The following is a 22,221-nucleotide window of genomic DNA, read 5'->3' as shown; positions in this document are numbered from 1 at the left end:
CCGCCCGGCGCTGCCCGCACGGGTGATCCGTGTGATCGGATTGCCTTAGCGGGGGAGTGTCCCCGCGCCCCCCGGCCGCCTCCTGCCCCCAGCCTGTCAGGGCAGATCAGCGCAGGCGACGGAGACGGAGCGTCATGGCAGCGGGGAACTGGGCCCTCCGGCTCGCGATCGGAGCCGTCCTGGCCGCTGGGGTGCCCGCCACCGCGCCCGCGGCCGGTCCCGCCGCGGCGGGACGGTCCCGACACCACCGCTCCGGCTGCCGCCGCCCGCAGGGCGCCGCTGCCCGGGGGCCTCGGCCCAGGAGGTGAGCGGGCACCGGATCCGGCTGCTGAAGAAGGACCGCAAGAGCGGGCAGCCGCTGCGCGGGGTCGTGTTCGAGCTCTGGCGCGAGACGAACGGCACCGCGGGCCTGCAGACCAGGGGCGGCACCGCGGACCTCCTCGCCCACCCGGGCTGCGCCACGGACACCGAGGGCACCTGCGACTTCGAGGGGCTGGAGGAGGGCTCGTACTACCTGAGGGAGACGGCCGCACCCGAGGACTACGCCCTCCCGCCGAACCGGGTCACCGGGCCGCTGCGGCTGGACGCGAACACCCCCGGAGGGGCGCTGGAGGTGACGCTGCACAACGACCGCGACCACCAGGGCAAGGACGAGGACGGCGACAAGGACAAGGAGAAGGGCAAGGACAAGGGGGAGAAGGACAAGCGAGGAGAAGGACAAGGGCAGGGACGAGGGGCACCCCGGCAAGGACGAGCACGAGGATGAGGCGAAGGAGCCCCCGGGCGAGGACGCGGACGGCGGCGAGGACGAGGGCGGGGAGCAGTCGGACGGCAGGGAGTGGGACCAGGGCGGTCTGCCCGGCCTGGACGTTCCGGAGCCGGGGTGGCCCCGCTGACCGTGCCGGGGTGCCGTACCACGCTTCTTGGGACGGAACGGTGACATGACCGTTTCTCTTCGTGATATCTCCATGTGATTTCCTGTCGGCATGCGCGCGACCGTCCGCGCGCGGGGGACATGGGGAGAAGAGAAGAGTGAACCTGCAGCCGATACGCGGCCGCGCCCGCCGCACCGGCCTGCCGGCCCTCCTGCTGGGAGCGGCACTGCTGTTCACCAGTGCGTGCAGCGGCGGCGGCTCGGGCGGCGGTTCGGGGGCCGGCAACGGCGGCGGCGCCGCCGGGGGAGGCAAGGCCGGCAACGAGGCGTCGAAGGCCGTCGTCAGCGTCAAGCCGGACGACGGCTCCAAGGAAGTCGAGACCAGCGGTGTCCTGAAGATCACGAGCACCGGCGGCAAGCTCACCACGGTGACCGTCGCCGACACCAAGGGCAATGCGGTGGAGGGCAAGCTCGGCGCCGACGGGTCGAGCTGGGAGCCGGCACGCCACCTGGCGGCGGCCACCGAGTACAAGGTGCACGCCGTCGCCAAGGACGAGGCGGGCCGGGAGTCCGCCAAGGACACCACCTTCACCACCCTCACCCCGAAGAACACGTTCGTCGGCCACTACACGCCGGAGGACGGCCAGACCGTCGGCGTGGGCATGCCGGTGTCGTTCAACTTCACCCGCGGCATCACCAACACCGAGGCCGTGGAGAAGGCCATCACCGTCACGGCCGAGCCGTCGGTCCCGGTCGAGGGCCACTGGTTCGGCAACGACCGCCTCGACTTCCGCCCGGAGAAGTACTGGGCCGCGGGCACGAAGGTCACCGTGAAGATCGCGCTCGACGGTGTCGAGGGCCGGCCCGGCGTCTACGGCAAGCAGACCCGTACGGTCACCTTCACCATCGGCCGCTCGCAGGTCACGACGGTCGACGCGAGCGAGCACACCATGCAGGTGGTCCGCGACGGCCAGGTCATCAAGAACATCCCGATCACCGCGGGCGCCCCGTCGACGACCACCTACAACGGGCAGATGGTCATCAGTGAGAAGTACAAGGTGACCCGGATGAACGGCGCGACCGTCGGCTTCGGCGGCGAGTACGACATCTCCGACGTCCCGCACGCGATGCGCCTGTCGAACTCGGGCACCTTCGTCCACGGCAACTACTGGGCCCCGTCGAGCACCTTCGGCTCGGAGAACGTCAGCCACGGCTGCGTCGGCCTGAAGGACGTCCGCGGCGCCGGTGACGGCAACCAGCCCGCCGCCTGGTTCTTCGACGAGTCGCTGATCGGCGACGTGGTCGTCGTGAAGAACTCGAAGGACAAGCAGATCGCCCCGGACAACGGCCTCAACGGCTGGAACATGGACTGGGCGGAGTGGATCAAGTAGTCCCCGCCGCCGCGTAGTCGAAAGCGGCCCCGAAGCGGCCCGGTGCTGTGACCCACAGCACCGGGCCACTTCTGTTAACCGGGGCTAACCTTCCCCGTATGACCCTCTCTCTCGAAGTCTCCGAAGGCGTCGGCACCATCCGCCTGGACCGGCCGCCCATGAACGCCCTGGACATCGCCACCCAGGACCGGCTGCGCGAGCTGGCCGCGGAGGCCACCGACCGGTCCGACGTCCGCGCCGTGATCATCTACGGCGGTGAGAAGGTGTTCGCCGCCGGCGCGGACATCAAGGAGATGCAGACGATGGACCACGCGGCGATGGTCGCCCGGTCCCGCGCCCTGCAGGACGCCTTCACCGCCGTGGCCCGGATCCCCAAGCCGGTCGTCGCGGCCGTCACCGGCTACGCCCTGGGCGGCGGCTGCGAGCTGGCCCTGTGCGCCGACTACCGCATCGCCGCCGACAACGCGAAGCTCGGCCAGCCGGAGATCCTGCTCGGCCTGATCCCGGGCGCCGGCGGCACCCAGCGGCTGTCCCGACTCATCGGCCCCTCCAAGGCCAAGGACCTCATCTTCACCGGCCGGATGGTCAAGGCCGACGAGGCGCTCTCCCTCGGTCTCGTGGACCGTGTCGTGCCCGCCGCCGAGGTGTACGAGCAGGCGCACGCCTGGGCCGCGAAGCTGGCCCAGGGGCCGGCCATCGCGCTGCGCGCCGCGAAGGAGTGCGTGGACGCTGGTCTGGAGGCGGACATCGACACCGGCCTGACCATCGAACGCAACTGGTTCGCGGGCCTGTTCGCCACCGAGGACCGCGAGCGCGGCATGCGCAGCTTCGTCGAGGAGGGGCCGGGCAAGGCCAAGTTCCTCTGAGGCGTGTCCGGTTGTCGCCGGTCCTCCGTGGGGGTGGATTAGCCCCACCTTAAGGCAGGGTTAAGGAGGGCCGGTGATTTGCTCCGGATGATCGCCGACGCGCGGTGTGTCGTCGCAGATCAGGGTGGTTGTGCCGGAGTCCGATTGCCCAACGCATATGCCAGAGCAGTGTCTTGGGGTCCGCCCCTGCGAGGGGTGTTTTCCCGCGGAACGGCCCGTACGGGTACACCGGCCGTCCATGATGGGTTCATGGCGGGCCTGGAGGGTGTGGAACAGCCGCGGCAGCGCAACAGCGCTTCCCCCGTGCGGCCGACGGCGGCTCTGGAGGACGAACAGGGCCTCAGGGCACTGGAACTGTACGGAAATCCGGCCGACGCGGAGGTGACGCTGCCGTCCATGCCGGAGTCGGCCGGAACGGCCCGCCGGCTCACCCGGTACGTGGTGATCCGCTTCTGGGGCTTCTCTCCGCAGGTGTCCGAGCACACCGTCCTGCTCGTCTCCGAGCTCGTCGGCAACGCGGTGCGGCACACCGGTGCCCGCTCCTTCGGCTTACGGATGCACCGGCGGCGCGGCTGGATCCGGGTCGAGGTGCGAGACCCCTCGCGCGGGCTGCCCTGCCTGATGCCGGTCCACGAGCTGGACACCACCGGCCGGGGACTCTTCCTCGTCGACAAGCTCTCCGACCGCTGGGGTGCCGACCTGCTGCCCCGCGGCAAGACCACCTGGTTCGAGATGCGGGTGGCCGACCGCTGAAGCGGTCCGTGGAACGCCTGAAGCCCCCGTCCGCCGTAGTGGGGCGTGGTGGGGGCTTCATGGGTGCGCCGAGGATCGAAGGGGGTGTGATCCCCGGCGGGGCGACTTCGCTCGGGTCAATGGGGAAGCCGTGCCTCCGACTATGGCAGACGGGGGGCCGAATGCCAAAAGTCCCAACTTGGACATAAGTGTGCAAATCTCAAGAGTTTGCATCTAAATCCTAGGTGAGGTCGACCACCTGCCTCGCAATTATTGAATAGGTATCCGCTCCTCCGTGTGATTCCTTGATCCCGCGACGTCTTGACCGCCGAACGGCTGCACTTCGGCCGGGGGTATCGAATTGGGTCAATCGTTATCTTCGGGGAGATTTCCCTCTTAAATGGGCGGGTGCCCTGCTCCCCGGACCGCCGGTCCGCCCTCCGCGCCGGCGCGGCGGCCGCGGCCGCCGCCCTCGCCACCGCGTGCGGCGCCGTGCCGGGCGGCCCGGCCCCCGCACCGCACACCCCCGCGGCAGAACCGGCGCAGGCCGTCCCCGGCCGGCCGCCCGGCGCCGCCCCCGCCCGGGCCCCGCGCCGCTTCCCCGGACAGCCCGAGGAGATCGTGCACGGCCCCCGGGACCGGCCCCGGGTCGCCCTCACCTTCCACGGCAACGGGGACCCCGCCACCGCCCGGTCCGTGCTCGCCGAAGCCGAACGCGCGGGCGCCCGGGTCACCGTCCTGGCGATCGGCGCCTGGCTCGACACCTACCCGGACATCGCCCGCCGGGTCCTGGACGGCGGCCACGAGCTCGGCAACCACACCCAGCGCCACCTCGCCGTCAACGCCATGGCCGAGGCCGAGGCCTACGCCGAGATCATCGCCTGCGCCCAGCGGCTCAAGCGCCTCACCGGTTCCATCGGCACCTGGTTCCGCCCCTCGCAGACGCAGCACGCCACCCCCCTCGTCCGGAAGCTGGCCCGACGCGCGGGCTACCCGCACGTCCTCTCGTACGACGTGGACTCCCTCGACTTCACCTCGCCCGGCGCGGCGGCCGTCATCCGCACCGTCACCGGGACGATCCGCAGCGGATCGGTGGTGAGCCTGCACTTCGGCTACGCGGACACGGTCGACGCGATGCCGCCCCTCCTCGAAGAACTCGCGCGCCGCGAACTGCGCGCGGTGACCACCACGGAGCTGCTGACCCCATGACGACCACCCGCCTTCCCCGGAAGGCCACCGTGCTCCTGGCCGGTCTGGTCCTCGCCGCCCTGGCCGGCTGCGGATCGGCCGGCGGCAAGCGCCCCGCCGAGGCGCTCGGCTCCAAGGCCGCGGCCCAGCCGCCCGTCAAGGCCGTCCCGGCGGTCCCGCCCGGCCTCCCCGGCATGCCGCCGCTCCTCGACCCCCACGACGTGTACGCGGCCGACCGGCCGAACCAGCTCTCCCCGGTGGTCAGGGAGTTCCCGTCCCGGGTCTACGTGCCGAACACCACCTCCAACACGGTGTCCGTCATCGACCCCGCGACGTACAAGGTCATCGACACCATCCCGGTCGGGATCCAGCCCCAGCACGTGGTCCCCTCGTGGGACCTGAAGACCCTGTGGGTCAACAACAACCGCGGGCACACCCTCACGCCCATCAACCCCGCCACCGGCGAGGCCGGCGAGCCGGTCGAGGTGCACGACCCGTACAACCTGTACTTCACGCCGAACGGCAAGTACGCGGTGGTCATGGCCTCGATGGACAAGGAGATCGTCTTCCGCGACGCGCACACCATGAACCGGGTCAAGACCGTCCCCACGACCTGCTACGGCGTCAACCACGCGGACTTCTCCGCGGACGGCCGCTACTTCATCGTCAGCTGCGAGTTCTCCGGCGAACTCCTCAAGGTCGACACCGAGAAGATGGAGGTCATCGGCCAGCAGAAGCTGCCCTTCGAGGGCGCCATGCCGCAGGACGTCAAGATCTCCCCGGACGGCAGGACGTTCTACGTCGCCGACATGATGGCGCACGGCGTGTGGGTGGTCGGCGGCCAGAAGTTGGGCACCCCCCAGCTGCTGCCCACCGGCAAGGGCTGCCACGGCCTGTACGTCAGCCGCGACTCCCGCGAGATGTACATCTCCAACCGCGGCGAGGGCACCATCTCGGTGTTCGACTTCAAGCAGAACCGGCTCACCAAGAAGTGGCAGCTGCCGAACGGCGGCAGCCCCGACATGGGCGGCGTCTCCGCCGACGGCAAGGTGCTGTGGCTGTCCGGCCGCTACCACGGCGAGGTCTACGCGATCGACACGGCCACCGGCAAGCAGCTCGCCCGGATCCCGGTCGGCGGCGGCCCCCACGGCTTGGCCGTCTACCCGCAGCCGGGTCGCTACTCCCTCGGCCACACCGGCGTCTTCCGCTAGTGGGCTGCCCGGAGGAGTCCACCGCCGCGCGCCGGCGCCCCGGGAGCCCGCACAGCCTCCCGGGACGCCGCCGCATCCTCACCAGGCGACCGGGAGCCGTTCCGTCCGCCGCTTGATGAAGCCCGTACGCCACCCCAGGTTCTCCGCGGGCACCGCGAGCCGCAGACCGGGCAGCCGCTCCACGAGCACCTCCAGCGCGATCTCGGCGTGGGCCCGGGCCAGGGCCGAGGCCGGGCAGTAGTGCCGGCCGGCCCCGAACGCCAGGTGGGTGCTGGCACTCTCCCGCTCCAGGTCCAGCTCGTCCGGGCGCGCGAAGGCCTCCGGGTCGAAGTTGGCCCCCTCCAGCAGGACGAGGACGAGCTCGCCCTCCCGGACCAGCACGTCGCCGACCCGCACGTCCGCCCGTGCGATGCGCGGCAGGCCGTCGCCGACGGACAGGTTCCAGCGCAGCAGCTCGTCGACCGCCTTCCCCGTGCGCTCCGGAGGGCGGCGCAGGTGGTCGATGAGCTCGGGCCGCTGGAGCAGCGCGAGGACGGCCAGGACAGGGAGACGGCGACCGTCGCGAACATCTCGTCGGTCAGGTGCGCCGAGTCCGGGTCGGCCTCCCTGAGCTCCGCGAACCCGGCGGCCTCCGGCCGGACGACGGCGTAGGCCTGGTCGCGGGTCGCGCGCAGGCCCCCGCCGCGACCGTAGAGGACGTCCGTCAGCGGCATCCGGACGTGGTACGCCGCCACGGACGACGGCACGTCGAGAATGCTCGGGGTGTCCACGAAGAACGGCAGCTCCGCCGCCAGGTAGTCGAAACAGACCTGCAACTGTCCGGCCGTGATGGATTCACCTTCCGGCAACTTCGGTCCGACGAAACGGAGGGCCATCTCCTCGCGGCCCCTGCGGAATTCGTCATCGGTTTCGAGGAAACGGCGGACGCGCCGGTGCAGAAGTTGGTACACCGGGTTGGAATCGAACTCGGAAAGCGCCCGCACGCGGACCCCCGCATGCGGGTGTCCCGATTCCTCGACGCCCTTGACGATCCGTCGGCGGACCGCCTTGATCTCCTTCGCGGCCCGCTTCTCCGCGTGCTCCCGGCTGTAGCCGAAAGCCGCGAACATGCGGTCCACATGGAGGTCCGCGTCCACGAAGTCGACCTGCGCGAAGCGGGGCGCCGCCCACCGGGCGAGGCTGTTGACGCGCTCGGAGCCGAAGTAGCTGTGGCCAGGACTCACTCCGATGAGCACGTGGTCGCCCTCATCCCAGACATGGCGGCAAGCGCGGGTGAAGGGCAGAACTTCGAATGGTGCGTCTGCTGCGATCGTCACCTGTGTGATCGCCCTTGTTGCCGCATGTCCCTGGGAGCCCTGCGCTCCTGGTGTGGCGGTAATGCCGGTACGTTATGCGGTGGCCCCGGAACGTGACAAGCCCGAGCGGGCTCTCTCGGCCGGAAATTGTCGCTTCCGCGCTACGGAACGGTAATTGAATTTCTTTCTGCCGCCTGAACGGGACCCGGTAGCGGCGGTCGTTCCCGACTGGCGCTACCCTGAGCCGGTCAACGAGCACCAAGAAGGGGTGGATCCCAGTGGCCGACATCGAGAGCGCACGGGCGACGTTCGGCAGGTTCGACGCGGACGGCGACGGCTTCGTCACGGCCGACGAGTTCCGTCACGCCATGGCGGAGATGGGCGACCCGTTCGTGACGGGCCCGGTCGCGGACTCCGTGATCGCCGCCAAGGACACGAACGGCGACGGCCTGATGAGCTTCGACGAGTTCTGGGCCTCCCTGAACAAGTAGGGCCCCGCACCGCAGCCCCCGTACTGCCCCGCCGGCGGTACGGGGGCTGCGGCCTGCCCGCCGGCCCGGCCCGCGCGGCCACGTCCTACGGTGCGCCGCCCGGTTCGGCCGGGGCGTCCGCGGCGGCATCCGCGGCTCCGCCCGGCCGGGCGATGTCCTCGACCTCGGCCAGGGCCTCCTCCAGCCAGCGCAGCCAGAACGTCTCCAGGCCGATCCCGCCGTGCAGCACGAGCCGGCGCAGCCGGTCCTCGTCGGAGTCCCGCTCCGGGGGGAAGTCCTTCTCCTCGATCGCCCCGTACAGCGCCAGCTGCCGCCGGTGCAGCTCCAGGTGGCGCCGCAGCTCCCCGGCCAGCCCCTGCACCCCGGCCACGCCCGCGGCCCGCACCCGCAGCAGCAGGGGGTCCCGGATGGCCTTCGGGTCCTGGCTCTCGCCGATCCACCGCGCGAGCTCCGCGCCGCCGGCGGGCAGGACCTCGTACTCCTTCTTCTGACCCCGCACCGGCGCCTCGCTCGGCAGGGCCCGGATCAGACCGGCCTCCTCCAGCCGGCCCAGCTCGCGGTAGATCTGCTGGTGCGTCGCGGACCAGAAGTACCCGATCGACTTGTCGAACCGCCGGGTCAGTTCCAGCCCGGACGAGGGCTTCTCGAGCAGGGCGGTGAGGATGGCGTGCGGCAGCGACATGCCGTCATCCTAGGTTCGCCGCACGCCGGCGCCGGGCAGTGGTGCCGGGCACCGGTGCCGTGACCGCACTAGTGCCAGGCGGCCAGGGCCTCGGGGGTGCCGGGGCCCGCCGCGTCCGGCTCCAGCAGGTCCCGCGCCCGCAGGAACGCCGCCACCGCCGGCGACCAGGCCTGGCGCAGGCCCGCCGCGGCGAGCAGCTCCGGTTCGGCGAGCAGCTTCCCGGCCGGGCCGAAGCGGATGCCCGCCGGGGTCAGGACGGCCGCGTCGTCGGCCCAGCGCACCGCCAGCTCGACGTCGTGCGTGGCCATCACCACGGTGGTGCCGCGCGAGCGCAGCCCCGCCAGGGTGTCGAGCAGCCGCTCCTGCCCGTCCGGGTCGAGTCCGGCCGTCGGCTCGTCGAGGATCAGCACCCGCGGGGCCATCGCCACCGCGCCCGCGATCGCCGCGCGCTTGCGCTGCCCGTACGAGAGCAGGTGCGTGGGGCGGTCCCGCAGCGCGGTGATGTCGAGCGCGGCCAGTGCGGAGTCCACCCGGGCCCGTACCTCCGCGGCGGGCAGGCCGAGGTTCATCGGGCCGAAGGACACGTCCTGCTCCACCGAGGCGGCGAACAACTGGTCGTCGGGGTCCTGGACCACCAGCTGGACCGCCGTCCGCAGCCGGGTCAGGCCCGCCCGGTCGTGGCCGACGGGAGTCCCGTCCAGCCGCAGTTCGCCCGACCCGGGCCGCAGGCCACCGCTGAGCAGCCGCATCAGCGTGGTCTTGCCGCTGCCGTTGCGGCCGAGCAGGACCAGCGCCCGGCCCTCGGCGATGGCGAAGTCCACGCCGGTCAGCACCGCCGGGCCGTCCTCGTACGCGTAGCCGGCTCCGGCCAGTTCCACCAACGGGTTCACAGGTACAGCCCCTTCAGGGTGAGGGTCAGTGCGGTCACGGCCGCGAGCAGGGCCGCCGAGGCCGCCAGGAAGCGCCAGGAGAGCGTCGCCTCGGGGACGAGCACCCGCAGTGCACCGTCGTAGCCGCGCCCGGCGAGGCCCGACTGGAGCCGCGCCGCGCGGTCGAAGGCCCGTACGAACGAGGTGGCGGCGAGCCCGGCCACCGAACGCCACGCCGCCGCCCGGCCCGTGTTCCCGAGGCGGGCCGCCTGCGCGCGCCGCACCTGGGCGAGGGAGTCGAGCAGCAGGAAGCCGATGCGGTACATGACCAGGGCCACGTCCACCACCGGCGCCGGCACCCCGGCCCGGACCAGCCGGGGCAGCACGTCCGACACGGGCGTGGTGAACGCGAACAGCAGCACCCCGAGCGAGGCCGCGGACGTGCGCAGCAGCAGTTCGGCGGCGAGCCGCGGCCCGTGCGGGGCCAGCGAGACCGGACCCGCCGGGCCGCCGAGCGCGACGAGCAGCGGCAGCGCCCCGGTGAAGCAGAAACCGAGCGGGATCCGGAAGGCCCGCCACAGCTGCCGCCCGGCGACCCCGGCCGGCCCGAGGAGCACGGCGAGGGTCGCGGCGGCCACGAGCGGTCCGCCGGGCCAGGGCGGCAGGCACAGGGCGCTGATGGTCAGACCCAGCCCGAGCAGCGCCTTCTCCAGCGGATGGCGGCCCCGCCAGCGACTGCTGTGCGCGGCCACGTCGATCGGCAGCACCGGCTACGACTCCGGGGTGGGAGCCGGGGCGTCGCCGCCCGCCGCCGCGGCGGCCGCGCCCTGGCGGCGGCCCCGGCGGACGCCGAAGTAGTACGCGAGCACGCCCGCGCCCAGCGCCGCCTGGAGGGCGAACAGGGCCGACTCGACCTCTCCGGACGGGGGCTCGTAGAGCGGGGAGAACCAGGGCTCGTAGTCCGGCTTCAGTTCGGTGATGGCCGCCTCCGCCTGTGCGTCGGCACCCGTGAACGGTTCCTCCTTGCCCTCGCCGAGGCCGAGGGCGAGGGGCAGTACGGCCAGCGCCGCCACCAGGAGCAGCAGCAGAACGTTGATCTTCGTGTTCCGGCTCGGGTTCATCGCGTCACACCGCCGTCTTCTGCTCGGAGCGGCCGCTGAGCTTGGCGACGCCCAGCCGGACCAGGTCGGACTTGCTGGACTGCATCAGCAGCCGCATCACGAGGACGGTCAGCAGGCCCTCGCTCACGGCGAGCGGGATCTGGGTGACGGCGAAGATGCCGCCGAACTTCGCGAGCGCGCCGAGGAAGCCCGTGCCCGGGTCCGGGAAGGCCAGCGCCAGCTGGACCGAGGTCACGCAGTAGGTGACGAGGTCGGCGAAGAAGGCGCCGAAGAACACGGACACCATCAGCGGGGCGTTGCACCGCCGCAGCAGCAGGTAGGCGCAGTAGCCCGACCAGGGTCCGGCGATGGCCATGGAGAAGACGTTGGCGCCGAGCGTGGTCAGTCCGCCGTGTGCGAGCAGCAGCGCCTGGAAGAGGAGGGTGATCGTGCCGAGCACCGCCATGATGGGCGGCCGGAACAGGATCGCGCCGAGCCCGGTCCCGGTGGGGTGCGAGCAGCTGCCCGTCACCGACGGGATCTTCAGTGCGGACAGGACGAAGGTGAACGCGCCGGACGCGCCGAGCAACAGGGTGCTCTCGGGGTTGGCCTTCACCTCGCGGGTGAGGGCGCGCACCCCGTGGACGACGAAGGGGGCGGACGCGGCGCCCCAGGCGACCGCGTGCCAGGGGGGCAGGAAGCCCTCGGCTATATGCATGAGTGGGAGACCTCTCCAGCACCTCGTGGATGGACAACGCGCCCTGGCCGGTCTCCTGGCTCACGGGTACTGATGCCCTGGCTCCGCCTTCCCGGGCGGTGCGGGTCCCTACCCGCGCTGCCCAGTGGCTTTCCCGCAGGAGTGGAGCCGGACTTCCCGTTCACAGTGGCGAGGGCCGCACCGGTCTTGCACCGGTTTCCCGTACACCAAGGCCTGATGACCCTAGTCCGCCCCGCGGACCCGTAACAACCCGGCTCCGGCGCGCCTGTTGGGCCCGGAGATTCCGCTTCGGGCCGGCGGCGTACCGGTGTGCTCGGGGGCGGACGGGCGAAACGACGGCAGGGGCGCGGAAGTTCTGGCCCGGTCAGCCGTCGGGGGCGGACCGGCGCGTGCTGGGGCGCTCTTCCGTTCATGCGCTCCAACCGGCGCCGCCGGGGCGTGCGCGGGGTGCGGCCGGGAGCGGTGGCATGGGCGTCCGACCGGGAGGGGGCCGGGAGCGCCCCCCGGACGGGCGCCCTCCGGTCGCCGTGGGGCCCGGCGTCGCCGCAGGCTGGGAGGGTGGCCGCCGAACACGACACCGCGAACCCGCAGCGGGGGACGGACGCCGGGGCGTTCGACTACTCCGACCTGACCGCCGTCTACGTCAACTGCACGCTCAAACGCTCGCCCGAGACCAGCAACACGGAGGGTCTGATCACGCGCAGCCGGGCCGTCATGGAGGCGGCCGGCGCCCGGACCTCCCTGATCCGCGCCGTCGACCACGACATCGCCACCGGGGTCTGGCCGGACATGACCGAGCACGGCTGGGAAACCGACCAGTGGCCGGTCCTGTACAGCCAGATCATGGACGCCGACATCCTCGTCCTGTGCGGGCCGATCTGGCTCGGCGACAACAGCTCCGTCATGAAGCAGGTCGTCGAGCGGCTCTACGCCTGCTCCTCGATCCTGAACGAGAAGGGCCAGTACGCCTACTACGGGCGCGTCGGCGGTGCGCTGATCACGGGCAACGAGGACGGCGTGAAGCACTGTGCCATGAACGTCCTCTACAGCCTCCAGCACCTCGGATACGCGATCCCGCCGCAGGCCGACGCCGGCTGGATCGGCGAGGCCGGTCCGGGCCCCTCCTACCTCGACCCGGGCTCCGGCGGACCGGAGAACGACTTCACCAACCGGAACACGACGTTCATGTCGTGGAACCTGATGCACCTGGCGGCCCTGCTCAAGCGCTCCGGCGGCATCCCCGCCCACGGCAACCAGCGCTCGGCCTGGGACGCCGGCTGCCGCTTCGACTACCCCAACCCCGAGCACCGCTGACGGCCAGGCGGTACGGCCGGACGGTCGCAGGGCCGTCCGGCCGTACGGGGGCTCGACTCAGCCGCAGCACACGCTGCGGTGCGCGACGTCCAGCACGAACCGGTCGGGCGAGCGCAGGGTGAACGAGGTGTACGACGGCCTGCTGTCGAAGGCGGCGCCGAAGGTGACGTACCCCTCGAAGTCGCCCGTCATGGCGAAGCCCTTCAGGGCGGGCAGGTCGATCGTGGCGAGCTTCGGCCCGCGGTAGGCGCTCTCGCCGGAGCGCAGGTGCGCGTCGGCGGGGTGCAGGCGGATCTGGAGGAAGTGCTTCCCGGCCAGCGGGACGGGCTCGCCCGACCCGTCCCGGTACAGCCTCGGGACGCGGGTGACCTCGACGTCGGGGACACGTCCCCGCAGGTCGACGACGATCCGGTCGTACGCGCAGTGCCCGGCCCAGCGGGCGTTCACGACGAGCGGGAGGGCGGTGCGCCCGGCCGCCGCGGCGGCCGGGGCCGGGGCGGTGGAGGCGGGCGCGGCGAGGGCGATTCCGGCGGTGAGGAGGGCCACCGTGGCAAGGGCCACGGTCTGCCGGCGGCGGAGGTGGTTCATGACGTCCCCCCTGGTTCTCAAGAGACGGGGACCTGTGTCACTGCCGGAGACACTCCCTGCGCGCCGATGGTTGCGGCGAAACCGACCAAAATTCTCATTCCGCTGAAATCGCCCGAACCGGCACCTCGTGGACGGGGGGTCGGCGCGTCACCTGATCAGGAGGCCGTCCAGCTCCGCGTCGAGGTCGTAGTGCCGCTGCTCCTCGCCCCTGGGCACCAACTCCACCAGCCGCCGGCACAGCGCCCGGACGTCCTTGGCCCGGGCGGAGACCGCACAGCTCTGCTCGCCGTTGCTGAAGGCCAGGTACACCCGCGGCTCGCTGCGGCGCCGACGGGGCCATACCCGGATGTCGCCCGCGCCCGTGGCGCACGCCTCCCCGTCGAGCAGGAGGTCCCGCGAGAACACCCGGCGCGCCAGGTGTCGGCCCGCCCCCTGGAAGTCCAGGGCGAGCTCCCAGGGCCGGTCGGAGCGGTACGTGAAGGCCGCCTGCAGCGGGACGGGCTCGGGGGCGGCCTCCAGGCGGACGGGGAGGACGCGGTGCTCGATGACGGCCACGGCCGGTTCCCCTCCCTTCGGGGTGTGACGGGGGACTCGCCAAGCTAGTCCACCCCCGGGCCCGCACCACCGGGTCGAAAGTCCCGGGTCCGGGGGTCCCCGGACCCGTCCTCGCACAGGAACGGGAACGGGCCCGCCCTCCGGCCGGAGGACGGGCCCGCAGGGTCACCGGGCGGCTACGGGACGGGCTCGACCGGGACGGGCGAGACGACGAGCGGAACGTTCCCGTTGCTCTGCCCGACGGTCGCGGAGTCGGTTCCGGCCAGCTGGACACCGTTGCTCTGGTTGGTCGCCCCGGAGCCGGTGGCGACCTGCTGGGTGGTCGAGGAGTTGCCGGCGTTGGAACCGAGGACGCCACTGCCGAAGATCTCGGCCGCGGCCGCGTTCGACGAGATGCCCGCCCCGGCTCCGCTGTCGGCCTCGGCGGTGCCCGAGCAGAGCAGGGCGGCGAGAGGGAGCGCGGCGAGCGCGGCGATCACGCGGGCGCTACGGGTGCTTGCCATGGTGAGGTCCTCCGTAGGGGAAGGGGCTGCGGTCCACGGCGGTTGGCCGGCCGCCGGGGTGGGGCCGCGACGTCACGTGATCACCCTTGCGCACCGGACCACCCCGTACCACCCCCAGCCCCCACGGTTCGCCCTGAAGCGTGATCAATCCACGTCAAACCTCAACGTCCGGGAAAATCCGGGCGGTTGCCGCAGGTCGGGCGAGTGGCTGCCGGGAAACGCACGGGACCCCGGGCGCCGCGGCGCCCGGGGTCCCGTCCGTACGGAGACCGGGTCAGGTCAGCACTCGATGACGTTGACGGCGAGGCCGCCGCGGGCCGTCTCCTTGTACTTGACCTTCATGTCGGCGCCGGTCTCCTTCATGGTCTTGATGACCTTGTCCAGGGAGACCTTGTGGCTGCCGTCGCCGCGCATGGCCATCCTCGCGGCAGTGACCGCCTTGACCGCCGCCATGCCGTTGCGCTCGATGCACGGGATCTGGACCAGGCCGCCGACCGGGTCGCAGGTCAGGCCCAGGTTGTGCTCCATGCCGATCTCGGCCGCGTTCTCGACCTGCTCCGGGGTGCCGCCCAGGACCTCGGCCAGGGCGCCCGCCGCCATCGAGCAGGCGGAGCCGACCTCGCCCTGGCAGCCGACCTCGGCGCCGGAGATCGAGGCGTTCTCCTTGAACAGCATGCCGATCGCGCCCGCGGCGAGCAGGAAGCGGACCACGCCGTCCTCGTCCGCGCCCGGCACGAAGTTCACGTAGTAGTGCAGGACGGCCGGGAGGACGCCCGCGGCGCCGTTCGTGGGGGCCGTGACGACGCGGCCGCCCGCCGCGTTCTCCTCGTTCACCGCCATCGCGTAGATCGTCGTCCACTCGCTGCGGTGCAGCAGCGGGTCGCCCTCGGTGCGCAGCTGGCGCGCCGTGGCCGCCGCGCGGCGCTTGACCCGCAGGCCGCCGGGGAGGATGCCCTCGCGGGACATGCCGCGCGAGACGCAGGCCTGCATGACCCGCCAGATCTCCAGCAGGCCCTCGCGGATCTCCTCCTCCGTGCGCCAGGCCTTCTCGTTCTCCAGCATCAGCGAGGAGATCGACAGGCCGGTCTCCTTGGCCAGGCGCAGCATCTCGTCACCGGAGCGGAAGGGGTACTTCAGCACCGTGTCGTCGAGCTTGATCCGGTCCTCGCCGACCGCGTCCTCGTCCACCACGAAGCCGCCGCCGACCGAGTAGTAGGTCTTCTCCAGCAGGGGGGCGCCCGAGGCGTCGTACGCGAAGAGGGTCATGCCGTTCGCGTGGTAGGGCAGGGCCCGGCGGCGGTGCAGGATCAGCTGGCTCGGCTCGTCGAACGCGATCTCGTGCGCGCTCCCTATCTCGGTGCCGAGCAGGCGCAGCCGGCCCGTCCTGCGGATGCGCTCGACCTCGTCGTCGGCGGTCTCCACGTCCACGGTGCGCGGGGAGTGCCCCTCCAGGCCGAGCAGCACCGCCTTCGGGGTGCCGTGGCCGTGGCCGGTCGCACCGAGCGAGCCGTACAGCTCCGCCCGGACGGAGGCGGTCTGCGCGAGCACACCGTCCTTCTTCAGCCGCGCGACGAACATGCGGGCGGCGCGCATCGGACCCACGGTGTGAGAGCTGGACGGACCGATGCCGATCGAGAAGAGATCGAAAACCGAAATGGCCACGGTGGCGGACTCCTGGGAGTTTTTCACCCCCGCGGTGGCGGGGAGCGGACCGTCCTGCCGGTCTCGCAGCGTGTCGAGGCGGCCGACGGAGGGGCGGATCTTGCAGGGGATTGCGGGCAAAGATCACCTCGTGGGCGCCCGTGCCCGGTTCATCAGCGTACGTCAGTTCGGGGGGGGCGGCGGTTACGCCGGCCTGTACGGGGGCTGTCGCGGTCCCGACGCAGCGGACCGCGAGCCCGGGCCATGAGAAAGGCCCGGCCCTGTGTGACACAAGGCCGGGCCTTTCGAGCCGTGGCCTACAGCGACGGGTACAGCGGGAACTTCGCGGCGAGCGCCGAGACGCGCGCCTTGAGGGCCTCGCCGTCGTACGCCGGCTTCAGGGCCTCCGCGATGATGTCGGCGACCTCGGTGAAGTCCTCGGCGCCGAAACCGCGGGTGGCCAGGGCCGGCGTGCCGATCCGCAGACCCGAGGTGACCATCGGGGGCCGCGGGTCGTTCGGGATGGCGTTGCGGTTGACCGTGATGCCGATCTCGTGGAGGCGGTCCTCGGCCTGCTGGCCGTCCAGCTCCGAGTTGCGCAGGTCCACCAGGACCAGGTGCACGTCGGTGCCGCCGGTGAGCACGTCCACGCCCACGGCCTTGACGTCCTCCTGGACCAGGCGCTCGGCGATGATCCGCGCGCCGGCCAGGGTGCGCTCCTGGCGCTCCTTGAACTCGGGCGAGGCCGCGACCTTGAAGGAGACCGCCTTGGCGGCGATCACGTGCTCCAGCGGACCGCCCTGCTGGCCGGGGAAGACCGCGGAGTTGATCTTCTTGGCCAGTTCCTGGGTGGAGAGGATCACGCCACCGCGCGGACCGCCCAGGGTCTTGTGCGTGGTGGTGGTCACGACGTGGGCGTGCGGCACCGGGTTCGGGTGCAGGCCCGCGGCGACGAGGCCCGCGAAGTGGGCCATGTCGACCATCAGGTACGCGCCGACCTCGTCCGCGATCCGGCGGAAGGCGGCGAAGTCCAGCTGGCGCGGGTACGCCGACCAGCCGGCGACGATCAGCTGCGGCTTGGTCTCCTTGGCGAGGCGCTCGACCTCGGCCATGTCGACCTGGCCGTCCTCGCCGACGTGGTACGGGACCACGTTGTAGAGCTTGCCGGAGAAGTTGATCTTCATGCCGTGGGTCAGGTGACCGCCGTGGGCCAGGTTCAGGCCCATGATCGTGTCGCCCGGCTTCAGCAGCGCGAACATCGCGGCGGCGTTGGCCTGCGCACCCGAGTGCGGCTGGACGTTCGCGGCCTCGGCGCCGAACAGCGCCTTGATCCGGTCGATCGCGATCTGCTCGACGACGTCGACGTGCTCGCAGCCGCCGTAGTAGCGGCGGCCCGGGTAGCCCTCGGCGTACTTGTTGGTCAGGACCGAGCCCTGGGCCTCCATGACGGCGACCGGAGCGAAGTTCTCCGACGCGATCATTTCCAGGGTGGACTGCTGGCGCACGAGCTCGGCGTCGACGGCGGCGGCGACGTCCGGGTCGAGTTCGTGCAGGGGGGTGTTCAGAACGGACATCAGGATCCCCTGTGGTCAGTTACTTACCGGCGGTGAGCTGGTCGTACTCGTCGGCGGAGAGCAGGTCGGCCGGCTCCTCCGTGACGCGGACCTTGAACAGCCAGCCGCCCTCGAACGGAGCGCTGTTCACGAGGCTCGGGTCGTCCACGACGTCCTGGTTCGCCTCGACGACCTCGCCGGTGACGGGGGAGTACAGGTCGCTGACCGACTTGGTCGACTCCAGCTCGCCGCAGGTCTCGCCCGCGGACACCGTGTCGCCGACCGCGGGGAGCTGGGCGTAGACGACGTCACCGAGCGCGGTGGCCGCGAACTCCGTGATGCCGACCGTGGCGACGCCGTCCTCGGCGGCCGACAGCCACTCGTGCTCCTTGCTGAAACGCAGCTGCTGGGGGTTGCTCATGACCTGATTCTCCTGGATGCGGGGGAGTGCGAACGAACAGTGGTCTTGCGTGGTGAGACGCGTCGGACGGCGGCCGGCGGCCGCCGCCGCACGGGCGCTACTTCTGCCGCTTGTAGAAGGGCAGGGCGACGACCTCGTACGGCTCATGCGTACCGCGGATGTCCACGCCGACGCCGGAGGTGCCGGGCGCGGCGTGGGCCGCGTCCACGTACGCCATCGCGATCGGCTTGCCCAGCGTCGGGGACGGGGCGCCGGAGGTGACCTCGCCGATGACCTCGCCACCGGCCACGACCGGGAACCCGGCGCGCGGGACGCGGCGGCCCTCGGCGACCAGGCCGACCAGCTTGCGCGGCGGGTTGGTGGCGGCGCGCTCCGCGGCGGCCTCCAGGGCGGCGCGGCCCACGAAGTCGCCCTCCTTCTCGAACTTCACGACCCGGCCCAGACCTGCGTCGAACGGGGTCAGGGCGGTGGTCAGCTCGTGCCCGTACAGCGGCATGCCCGCCTCCAGGCGCAGCGTGTCGCGGCAGGACAGGCCGCAGGGCACCAGGCCGGCGCCCGCGCCCGCCTCGGTCAGCGCCTGCCACAGCTCGACGGCGTGCTCGGGGGAGACGAACAGCTCGAAGCCGTCCTCGCCGGTGTAGCCCGTCCGCGCGATCAGGGCGGGCACGCCCGCGACCGTGCCCGGCAGGCCGGCGTAGTACTTCAGGTTGTCCAGGTCGGCGTCGGTGAGCGAGGCCAGGATGCCGGGGGACTCCGGGCCCTGGACGGCGATCAGCGCGTACGCGTCGCGGTCGTCGCGGACCTCGGCGTCGAAGCCGTCGGCACGCGCGGTGAGGGCGTCCAGGACGACCTGGGCGTTGGAGGCGTTGGCGACGACCATGTACTCGGTCTCGGCCAGGCGGTAGACGATCAGGTCGTCGAGGATCCCGCCGTCCTCCTGGCAGATGTGCGTGTAGCGGGCGCGGCCGACGCCGACGGTGGAGATGTTGCCGACCAGGGCGTAGTCCAGGAGCTGCACGGCCTGCGGACCGGTCACGGTGATCTCGCCCATGTGGGAGAGGTCGAAGAGGCCGGCCTTGGTGCGCACGGCGTTGTGTTCGTCGCGCTCGCTGCCGTACCGCAGCGGCATGTCCCAGCCCGCGAAGTCGGTCATGGTCGCACCGAGCGAGCGGTGCAGCGCATCGAGGGCGGTCAGGCGGGGGGCAGTGCTCATGGGTGTGGCTCCCGGGTCCCAGGGCATGACATGACGAGGACGTTCCTCCCCATCTGTCATCGGAACCTGAGAGGTTCGCCGAGAGTCCCGCGGGAACGGGAACGCCGACTTGCACCTTGGGTGGAGCACGCCCCGGTCCGCCGCGGGGGACGGGAAGGGCGCGGCTCGCTTTTCAGATCTGCCTCATCCACGCGGTACGGGGCCTGAGAGATTCAAGGGAGGTACTTGCTCCTTCGGCGCCCGGACACGGCCTCGCGGCCTGCCGGGACTCTCCCGCGCGGATTCAAGCGGCCGGTATGCAGTTGGTCCAGATGGCGCACATCATTGCACGCCGCTGCGCGAACCGGGTGGGCGGGACCGAAAGACTGTGTCATTCGCTCATTCGCCCATTCGCCGTCCGGCCTGCGGTGTCCGGGGTCGGAGGGGGCGGCCGGAACCGGTCCCTTGGAATTACCGTCTCTTTACACTCAGTGGGCATGGGTCTTCGAGGCCCGACACGGGGGAGGCGATCTTGTGCGGAGATTCGGAGTTCTGGCGACCGCCGGGACCGCGGACGCAGTGCCCGCCCAGCGGGCCCGCGAGCACCACGGACCGGTGCGCGACCTGCGCGGTCGGGGCGACCTCGGGCCGTGCCGGCTCGGCTTCGCGGAGGGCGACATCGTCGTGGTCTCCGGCCTGCCCGGCGGCGGCAAGAGCACGCTGATCAAGCGGGCCGCCGAGGGCGGCGGCATCGACTCCCAGGACGTGCGCGAGCGCTGGGAGCGGCGCATGCCCGCGGCCGTGCCGTACGCCGTCTACCGCCCGCTGGTGCGGATCGCGCACTACTGGGGGCTGTGGTCGGTCCTGCGCTCCGGCGCCTCGGTCGTCGTCCACGACTGCGGAACGCAGCGCTGGGTGCGGGGGCTGCTGGCGGCGACCGCGCGGCGCCGGGGCCGGGGCCTGCACCTGCTGATCCTGGACGCCACCCCGCACGAGGCCCTGTCCGGGCAGGCGGCGCGGGGCCGCGGCGTGTCGGCGTACGCCTTCGCCCGGCACCGGGCCGCGGTGCGCCGGCTGGTGCGGGCCGCGGAGTCGGGCCCGCTGCCGGCGGGTTGCGCCTCCGTGGTGCTGCTGGACCGGGCCGCGGCCGCGCGGCTGACCCGCATAGCCTTCCGGCCCGCGGAGCCCGGCGGGGCCTGAGCCCTGCCGGGGGCGGGGCGGGACGGCGAGGGCCCGGTTCGGGGGCCCGGCCCGGGCGGCTACGCTCGCCGGTACACGGCGCGACAAGCGGAGGCGGAGATGCACGGCGGCGGTTGGCCGGAGAACGAGCTGGAGCAGGTGCTCGGAGCGGCCCTGGGCGTGCCCGACGCCGGCCCGAGGATCGTCGAGGTGCTGGGCCGGAGCCGGGTGTGGGTGCCGCTGCCCGGCGGGGGCGGCCCGGACAGCCCCTCCCTGACCCTGCCCACCATGGAGATCGGCGGGGCGGCGTACGTCCCCGTCTACAGCTCCGAGGCCCAGTTCCGCGCCTGCGTCGGCCCCGCCATGGACTTCGCCGTGGCCCCCGCCGTCGAGTTCGCCCGCGGGCTGCCCCCGCAGCTGGGCATCGCCGTCAACCCGGAGGGCGCCGTCGGCGTCCCGCTGCCCCCGCCCGCCGTCGCCCAGCTGTGCCGGATCGGCCGGACCGAGCTCGACGGGCCCGCCAGCGGTGGCCGCGTCCGCCTCTTCGAGCCCGACTGGCAGGACGACCCGGTGGATTTCCTGGCCGCGGCGGCCGAGGAGTTCCGGACCACCGGGCTGGTCGTGGCCGCGCACCGCTGCCTCGCCAGCGTCGAGGGCGGGGACCCGGAGCTGTGCATCGGTGTCCGCCTGTCGAGACGGGATCCGGCCGCGCAGAACGCGCCGCGCGAGGCCCTCGCCCGGGCCCTGACCCGGGTTCCGTCGCCCTGGCCGGTGCAGCTGGTCCTGCTGGACTCGGCCGAGGACCCGGTGGTCGACTTCATCGTTACGCGCGTACGCCCCTTCTACGTGCCCTAGTGACGCTTAAGCTGGTGACATCTCCTGGCCGCACGGGTGGCCTGGACACGCGTGCGGACGAGGAGGGGTACCGGTGAGTGCGTCAGGCACTGCCGCGGCCGGGCAGGTCGAGCACATCATGCGCCAAGTGACTCCAGGGCGCTACGAGACCTACGAGTCACTTCTGCAGGCCCTTGCCGAGGGCCGGCTGTGGATGCTGCTCTGGCAGGGCAGCCCCGGCTCACCGGACGCCCAGTACGGCGGCATGGAGCTGGAGGGCCTCGGCTACGCGCCCTGTGTGACCTCCCCGCAGGAACTGGCCGCCAGCGGCTGGAACCGCGGCTACGAGGTGGTCACCGGCCGGGACATCGCCCGCGCCCTGTACCCCGACCGCTGGGGCCTGTGGCTCAATCCGCACGCCCAGGGCGGCGGCCTCGGCATCCCCTGGGCCGACCTGCGTCGGATCGCCACCGGCCTGGACCGGATGCCGGCGGGCCCGCTGAGGCTGTCCGAGCCCGCGCTGGAGCTCCCGCAGTTCTACGGGCTGCTGACCCAGCACGCACACCGCACGCCGGCCGTCCGGTCGCTGCGCCGCGCCTGGGTGCAGCCCGCCCTGGGGTCGCCGTACCTCGCCGTCGGGCTCGACCTGTACGACGCCTCCGCGCCCGCGCTCCAGTCCGTACGGGAGATGATGCGCCAGTCCGTCGGCGCGGTGCCCGAGGGGGTGCCCGTGTGCACGGTGGCGCTGGCCGACGAGCACGACCCCGTCGCGATGTGGCTCCGGTCGCAGACGCGCCCGTTCTACGACCGCGAGGGGCAGGCCCCGGCGTACTGACCGGCAGCTGGGACGACCGCGCCGCACGACGCTCCGGCCGCGGGGAACACTCCGTTCCCCGCGGCCTTCTTCTTGTCCGGATTTCTTCGCTGATGCGTGCCCAAAAGACCTACACCTACCGCGAGTTGGGCGCGTTGTCCGATTGTGCACCGAACGGACGGTGTTGCTCCGCTGAGCCGACTCCACAGT

The 22,221-nt window shown here is 72.2% G+C and carries 25 protein-coding genes, 1 pseudogene and 2 riboswitches; of the genes and pseudogenes, 12 read left to right on the top strand and 14 right to left on the bottom strand.

Annotated elements, in window-relative coordinates; genetic code table 11:
* The first annotated feature begins 304 nt into the window (after positions 1-304).
* From ACSHWO_RS10980 to ACSHWO_RS10955, 6 genes are all read left to right on the top strand, one after another.
* The gene (locus ACSHWO_RS10980; protein WP_438311478.1) at positions 305-766 is read left to right on the top strand and encodes a prealbumin-like fold domain-containing protein; all 462 of its coding nucleotides are present in this window, start codon (positions 305-307) and stop codon (positions 764-766) included.
* A gap of 272 nt (positions 767-1,038) precedes the next feature.
* Positions 1,039-2,265: a L,D-transpeptidase gene (locus ACSHWO_RS10975; RefSeq protein WP_361089288.1), complete on the top strand. Its 1,227-nt coding sequence runs from the start codon at positions 1,039-1,041 to the stop codon at positions 2,263-2,265.
* Between the two features lie 98 nt (positions 2,266-2,363).
* On the top strand, positions 2,364-3,131 hold the full coding sequence (locus tag ACSHWO_RS10970) for an enoyl-CoA hydratase/isomerase family protein (protein ID WP_361088754.1): 768 nt from the start codon (positions 2,364-2,366) through the stop codon (positions 3,129-3,131).
* A 249-nt stretch (positions 3,132-3,380) separates the two neighbouring features.
* Positions 3,381-3,884: an ATP-binding protein gene (locus ACSHWO_RS10965; protein WP_438311476.1), complete on the top strand. Its 504-nt coding sequence runs from the start codon at positions 3,381-3,383 to the stop codon at positions 3,882-3,884.
* Between the two features lie 387 nt (positions 3,885-4,271).
* Entirely contained in the window at positions 4,272-5,072 is an 801-nt protein-coding gene (locus ACSHWO_RS10960; protein ID WP_438311474.1) for a polysaccharide deacetylase family protein, read from the top strand.
* Positions 5,069-6,262, top strand: a complete 1,194-nt coding sequence (locus tag ACSHWO_RS10955; protein ID WP_438311472.1) for a YncE family protein — start codon at positions 5,069-5,071, stop codon at positions 6,260-6,262. Before ACSHWO_RS10960 ends, ACSHWO_RS10955 begins: the two co-directional genes overlap by 4 nt.
* 78 nt (positions 6,263-6,340) lie before the next feature.
* Here the strand turns inward: ACSHWO_RS10955 and ACSHWO_RS10950 are convergent, their stop codons facing one another.
* Positions 6,341-6,673 (bottom strand): cytochrome P450, encoded by a 333-nt coding sequence (locus tag ACSHWO_RS10950; protein WP_438319043.1) that lies wholly within the window; start codon positions 6,671-6,673, stop codon positions 6,341-6,343.
* An 84-nt stretch (positions 6,674-6,757) separates the two neighbouring features.
* Here ACSHWO_RS10950 and ACSHWO_RS10945 point away from each other — a divergent pair, with 84 nt between their 5' ends.
* Complete coding sequence (locus ACSHWO_RS10945; RefSeq protein WP_438319347.1) at positions 6,758-6,913, top strand: hypothetical protein; 156 nt, start codon at positions 6,758-6,760, stop codon at positions 6,911-6,913.
* A 41-nt stretch (positions 6,914-6,954) separates the two neighbouring features.
* Here ACSHWO_RS10945 and ACSHWO_RS10940 read toward each other — a convergent pair.
* Positions 6,955-7,497: pseudogene (locus tag ACSHWO_RS10940) on the bottom strand (tRNA-dependent cyclodipeptide synthase); the annotation flags it as partial.
* Positions 7,498-7,835: 338 nt separating this feature from the next.
* On the opposite strand from ACSHWO_RS10940, the gene ACSHWO_RS10935 reads away from it, so the two are divergent.
* A complete protein-coding gene (locus ACSHWO_RS10935) occupies positions 7,836-8,048 on the top strand; it encodes an EF-hand domain-containing protein (RefSeq protein WP_361088748.1) in 213 nt (70 codons plus the stop codon).
* An 85-nt stretch (positions 8,049-8,133) separates the two neighbouring features.
* On the opposite strand, the gene ACSHWO_RS10930 is transcribed toward ACSHWO_RS10935, so the two are convergent.
* The 5 genes from ACSHWO_RS10930 to ACSHWO_RS10910 all read right to left on the bottom strand — a co-directional run bounded on the left by ACSHWO_RS10930 (position 8,134) and on the right by ACSHWO_RS10910 (position 11,417).
* Positions 8,134-8,730, bottom strand: coding sequence for a PadR family transcriptional regulator (locus ACSHWO_RS10930; RefSeq protein ID WP_385846330.1), 597 nt, complete (start codon positions 8,728-8,730; stop codon positions 8,134-8,136).
* A 68-nt stretch (positions 8,731-8,798) separates the two neighbouring features.
* Entirely contained in the window at positions 8,799-9,620 is an 822-nt protein-coding gene (locus tag ACSHWO_RS10925; RefSeq protein WP_438311470.1) for an energy-coupling factor ABC transporter ATP-binding protein, read from the bottom strand.
* Positions 9,617-10,366, bottom strand: coding sequence for a cobalt ECF transporter T component CbiQ (gene cbiQ, locus ACSHWO_RS10920; protein ID WP_438311467.1), 750 nt, complete (start codon positions 10,364-10,366; stop codon positions 9,617-9,619). The genes ACSHWO_RS10925 and cbiQ overlap by 4 nt, the downstream gene beginning before the upstream one ends.
* A gap of 3 nt (positions 10,367-10,369) precedes the next feature.
* Entirely contained in the window at positions 10,370-10,720 is a 351-nt protein-coding gene (locus ACSHWO_RS10915; protein ID WP_361088740.1) for an energy-coupling factor ABC transporter substrate-binding protein, read from the bottom strand.
* A 4-nt stretch (positions 10,721-10,724) separates the two neighbouring features.
* On the bottom strand, positions 10,725-11,417 hold the full coding sequence (locus ACSHWO_RS10910) for an energy-coupling factor ABC transporter permease (RefSeq protein ID WP_438311465.1): 693 nt from the start codon (positions 11,415-11,417) through the stop codon (positions 10,725-10,727).
* Positions 11,418-11,445: 28 nt separating this feature from the next.
* Positions 11,446-11,643, bottom strand: a riboswitch (cobalamin riboswitch).
* 332 nt (positions 11,644-11,975) lie between these two features.
* Between ACSHWO_RS10910 and ACSHWO_RS10905 the strand changes: the two genes are divergently transcribed.
* A complete protein-coding gene (locus ACSHWO_RS10905) occupies positions 11,976-12,731 on the top strand; it encodes a flavodoxin family protein (protein ID WP_385846345.1) in 756 nt (251 codons plus the stop codon).
* 57 nt (positions 12,732-12,788) lie between these two features.
* On the opposite strand, the gene ACSHWO_RS10900 is transcribed toward ACSHWO_RS10905, so the two are convergent.
* From ACSHWO_RS10900 to gcvT, 7 genes are all read right to left on the bottom strand, one after another.
* Positions 12,789-13,319 carry an AMIN-like domain-containing (lipo)protein gene (locus ACSHWO_RS10900; protein ID WP_361088734.1) on the bottom strand — a complete coding sequence of 177 codons (531 nt, stop codon included), beginning with the start codon at positions 13,317-13,319 and terminating at the stop codon, positions 12,789-12,791.
* A 147-nt stretch (positions 13,320-13,466) separates the two neighbouring features.
* Positions 13,467-13,874 (bottom strand): SsgA family sporulation/cell division regulator, encoded by a 408-nt coding sequence (locus tag ACSHWO_RS10895; RefSeq protein WP_438311462.1) that lies wholly within the window; start codon positions 13,872-13,874, stop codon positions 13,467-13,469.
* A 176-nt stretch (positions 13,875-14,050) separates the two neighbouring features.
* Positions 14,051-14,377: a hypothetical protein gene (locus ACSHWO_RS10890; RefSeq protein WP_438311460.1), complete on the bottom strand. Its 327-nt coding sequence runs from the start codon at positions 14,375-14,377 to the stop codon at positions 14,051-14,053.
* A 279-nt stretch (positions 14,378-14,656) separates the two neighbouring features.
* Positions 14,657-16,039: an L-serine ammonia-lyase gene (locus ACSHWO_RS10885; RefSeq protein ID WP_361088728.1), complete on the bottom strand. Its 1,383-nt coding sequence runs from the start codon at positions 16,037-16,039 to the stop codon at positions 14,657-14,659.
* Positions 16,040-16,335: 296 nt separating this feature from the next.
* Positions 16,336-17,592, bottom strand: a complete 1,257-nt coding sequence (gene glyA / locus ACSHWO_RS10880) for a serine hydroxymethyltransferase (RefSeq protein ID WP_438311456.1) — start codon at positions 17,590-17,592, stop codon at positions 16,336-16,338.
* Positions 17,593-17,611: 19 nt separating this feature from the next.
* Positions 17,612-17,992 (bottom strand): glycine cleavage system protein GcvH, encoded by a 381-nt coding sequence (gcvH, locus tag ACSHWO_RS10875; protein WP_361088724.1) that lies wholly within the window; start codon positions 17,990-17,992, stop codon positions 17,612-17,614.
* Positions 17,993-18,089: 97 nt separating this feature from the next.
* Positions 18,090-19,205: a glycine cleavage system aminomethyltransferase GcvT gene (gene gcvT / locus ACSHWO_RS10870; RefSeq protein ID WP_361088722.1), complete on the bottom strand. Its 1,116-nt coding sequence runs from the start codon at positions 19,203-19,205 to the stop codon at positions 18,090-18,092.
* Positions 19,206-19,387: 182 nt separating this feature from the next.
* Positions 19,388-19,491: riboswitch (glycine riboswitch) on the bottom strand.
* 227 nt (positions 19,492-19,718) lie between these two features.
* On the opposite strand from gcvT, the gene ACSHWO_RS10865 reads away from it, so the two are divergent.
* The 3 genes from ACSHWO_RS10865 to ACSHWO_RS10855 all read left to right on the top strand — a co-directional run bounded on the left by ACSHWO_RS10865 (position 19,719) and on the right by ACSHWO_RS10855 (position 22,032).
* Entirely contained in the window at positions 19,719-20,384 is a 666-nt protein-coding gene (locus tag ACSHWO_RS10865; protein ID WP_385846363.1) for an AAA family ATPase, read from the top strand.
* A gap of 99 nt (positions 20,385-20,483) precedes the next feature.
* Positions 20,484-21,218: an enhanced serine sensitivity protein SseB gene (locus tag ACSHWO_RS10860; protein ID WP_361088720.1), complete on the top strand. Its 735-nt coding sequence runs from the start codon at positions 20,484-20,486 to the stop codon at positions 21,216-21,218.
* Between the two features lie 73 nt (positions 21,219-21,291).
* On the top strand, positions 21,292-22,032 hold the full coding sequence (locus ACSHWO_RS10855) for an enhanced serine sensitivity protein SseB C-terminal domain-containing protein (RefSeq protein ID WP_385846367.1): 741 nt from the start codon (positions 21,292-21,294) through the stop codon (positions 22,030-22,032).
* Positions 22,033-22,221: the final 189 nt, after the last annotated feature.

Source organism: Streptomyces pallidus (ex Mingjun et al. 2026), from assembly GCF_051550185.1.
GTDB lineage: Bacteria > Actinomycetota > Actinomycetes > Streptomycetales > Streptomycetaceae > Streptomyces.
This window is presented reverse-complemented; position numbering and strand designations above follow the sequence as displayed.